At 33.7% G+C, this 3,033-nt stretch carries 3 protein-coding genes and 1 pseudogene; 2 read left to right on the forward strand and 2 right to left on the reverse strand.

Going from position 1 to position 3,033, the window contains the following annotated elements:
* Nucleotides 1-272 (forward strand): annotated as a pseudogene (locus AC1DIT_RS27740) (IS4 family transposase); the annotation flags it as partial.
* Nucleotides 273-468: 196 nt separating this feature from the next.
* On the opposite strand, the gene AC1DIT_RS27745 reads toward AC1DIT_RS27740, so the two are convergent.
* Nucleotides 469-1,674, reverse strand: coding sequence for a serine hydrolase domain-containing protein (locus AC1DIT_RS27745; RefSeq protein WP_016115610.1), 1,206 nt, complete (start codon nucleotides 1,672-1,674; stop codon nucleotides 469-471).
* 150 nt (nucleotides 1,675-1,824) lie between these two features.
* Here AC1DIT_RS27745 and AC1DIT_RS27750 point away from each other — a divergent pair, with 150 nt between their 5' ends.
* Nucleotides 1,825-2,424, forward strand: a complete 600-nt coding sequence (locus AC1DIT_RS27750; protein ID WP_016115611.1) for a TetR/AcrR family transcriptional regulator — start codon at nucleotides 1,825-1,827, stop codon at nucleotides 2,422-2,424.
* A gap of 492 nt (nucleotides 2,425-2,916) precedes the next feature.
* Here the strand turns inward: AC1DIT_RS27750 and AC1DIT_RS27755 are convergent.
* The coding region (locus AC1DIT_RS27755) for a thiol-activated cytolysin C-terminal domain-containing protein (RefSeq protein WP_144569611.1) at nucleotides 2,917-3,033 on the reverse strand (117 nt) is incomplete at its 5' end.

Genomic DNA, 3,033 nt, shown 5'->3' on the forward strand with positions numbered 1-3,033 from the left:
CTGATTATTTTCAAGATGGCAGAATCAAGAAAGGTACAGAGTATATCCAGATAGATATGGAGGTTTTAATGAACTCTCTTCAACCAGGACAAACATGTGAAATATCCAACGCTTATGTAGGAATGACTGATAAAGTCCCAACTCGTGTGTTTGTTCATCGACTAACAAAAGAACAACAACAAAAACGATTACAAGATCAAACTGTAAGAGAAAAAAAGAAAGGAATGAAGTATTCTGCTCGTAGTAAACGACTTAGCGGTATCAATGTATATAGGCGTACCGCCCACATTTTAACGAAAATATACGCTAAGCGAATTTCGGCATAAAGCGAGGCATCTTTTTTCTTAAAATAAAAAGATGCCTCGCTCTATTTAAACTGTTGAATACTTAATATTTATTCCACTATTCATAGCCAACAACCGTACAAAATGAAAATATCCCTAACTATTTTCACGTATTTTTATTTTTTCAGAGGCAACTGTATAAGGATTTTCTTAGTGCAAGTTCTCTTGGTTCATTGGCCATGCCAAATCCATGTTTGTTCATCGCATAAGCATAACCTAACTTTTCATCTGGATCGGCAAAACAGAATGATCCTCCTGCGCCTGGGTGACCAAAAGAGCTTTCACTTCGCCCGAATTTCATATCTGAAAAGTGTTTCCAAAATCCCAAAGAATAGGCTATGTTTATACAATTCACATAATCATAATACCCTGATGTCGGAGGGATAGCTCTTTTCCTTAATTCATTTATTGTTTCTTCCCTTAATCCGAGAGTTTTTGCACCACTAGCAAAAGCACCATAAATTTTTGCCATTGCTCTTACTTGCCCCACACCATTTCCTGAAGGGAATTCTATAGATAAAATAGGACGATGATTAAAATTATCATTTGCTACGAATTTTTTTGGATCTACTAAACTTCTAGCTACTAATGACTTTGTATTAAGAAAACCAAGTAACATTTTTATAGGTAGCTTTGTCATCCCCTTAAGTAACTGAATGGGGTGATTTATTCCTTCAATAGTTGTTATTTTCTCTTCAGAAATATCTTTAGGAAGACCAATATAAAACTCTGCTTTTAGTGGTTCTGCTATTTCTTCTTGAAAGAAATCTTTTAGGGTCCGATGTTTAGGATCTGTTCTTTTAATCAGTTCTCCAATTAAGGTTCCAATTGTCCAGGCATGATAGCCTTGAATTTTCCCAACCTCCCAAGCAGGTTTGCTTGCAGCAAGGGAATTTGATAGACGAGGGGTATCTAAATCTTCTAACATATCAATTTTAAGTTCATTGAGAGGTGACAATCCAGCTTGATGTGCTAGAAGCTGTCTAACGGTTATTTTGTCTTTTCCATTCTGAGCAAACTCAGGCCAATATGAACACACTTTTTCATCATAGTTAATGTAGCCTCTAGAATGCGCTAAACTTAAAGCCAATGCAGCAAAACCTTTTGTAGCTGAAAACACTTGAACAAGTGTATCTTTTTCCCATTCCGCACGAGTTTGTCGATCTCGATATCCACCCCATAAATCAACGACTGCTTCATTATTAATGTATACAGAAAAGGCCGCTCCAACTTCCCCTCTCTCACTAAAGTTTCTAATGAACTCATCCTTTACCAGTTCAAATCCCGGTGCAACAAATCCATGAATTAATATATTATTTTTTGTTGCCATGTCTTTTCCCCTTTATTTAGTATAATCTGACCTTTTATCACAGCTAACATTTATGTATTTACAAAATGCAAATAATTCAATAAAATAAACCTATCAGATATTTGACTAAATGTCTATAAATAGTCAAATAAAAACAGGCGGGGATACATTATGGCAAGAATTTCATCTGAGCAGAGAAAACAGATACATGAGAATCTTCTCTTTAAGAGTAAAGAACTGTTTATTCAATATGGATTCTCTAAAACTAGTATTGATGACATAGTAAATGCATGTGGAATCGCAAAGGGTTCTTTTTATTCATATTATTCATCAAAAGAAGAGTTGTTTTACGCAGTATTGCGAAAAGAGGAAGAAGTAAAAAATACAATTATTTCAGAAATTATGTGTGAGTCTCTACCTCCAAAAGAACTTTTAATTCGTTTCTTTGAATTATCTTTTAAAACTATAGAACAAAACCCATTTTTACAAAGTCTTTATCAAAGAGGTGAATATGATCGAATTGTGAAAAGACTTCCTAAGGAACTTCTAGATAAACATGCAAAGGAAGATTTAAATAGTTCTTTGGAATTTGTGAAATTTTTACAGAAAAAAGGTGTTACGGAAGATGATCCCGAAGTACTTATTGGCCTTTTTCGAACAACCATACTTATTCCATTACATCGACAAGAGATTGGAGAACCGACTTTTTCGAAGATGATGAAAAAGATGATCGAATGTTTATCAGAAGGTCTAACAAAACATAAAGAGTAAATTTTATTTATTATAAAGTTACTACTTTAGGGCTTCCGTTTTCACTTCCATAAAAATTATGATTCAGGGATGTATGCTTTCATACCGAAAGCTTAGTACCCTATTTTATAATCTAAAACATTGTTTATGGAACAGCAGATAATAAATAAAAAAGTCTCAGAAACCTYGGTATTTGAGACAAATGAAATTGAACCTAGAATATGCTAAAAATAACTTTAAATATGTCTCAAAACCCATCTCTAAATCAAAGTCTCAATTGAAATAGGCAATATTGAGTTTTGAGAATCCCTTAGCGTATAAAAAGGTTAAAATGTGCGTGCTACCCCAATATAAAAGTAAACCGCCTTTTTGGGCGTTTTTTCTTTACTTAAAATAGCATGTTGACTCTCCAATTAGATGAGTATGATATATTTAAAAAAACGCCGATATACTTGCGACCAAGTAAAAAAGCGCCCTGTAAACAGGGCGCTTCGGACATATATTAGGCTTTAATTAATGACTAATATTAGCACTTGGATATAATGTTGTTCCTCCAATTGAAACTTTCATTTCATTTGTTAATGGAACATTTTGTTCATTAATAATTGTTCTCCACCATTCCCATGCAAG

It is taken from the genome of Bacillus sp. 05T22 (assembly GCF_056396765.1).

What these genes read in the sequence shown, in the direction of transcription:
- AC1DIT_RS27745 (WP_016115610.1), bottom strand. Translation starts at nt 1,674, where the DNA reads ATGGCAACAAAAAATAATATATTAATTCATGGATTTGTTGCACCGGGA.
- AC1DIT_RS27750 (WP_016115611.1), top strand. Translation starts at nt 1,825, where the DNA reads ATGGCAAGAATTTCATCTGAGCAGAGAAAACAGATACATGAGAATCTT.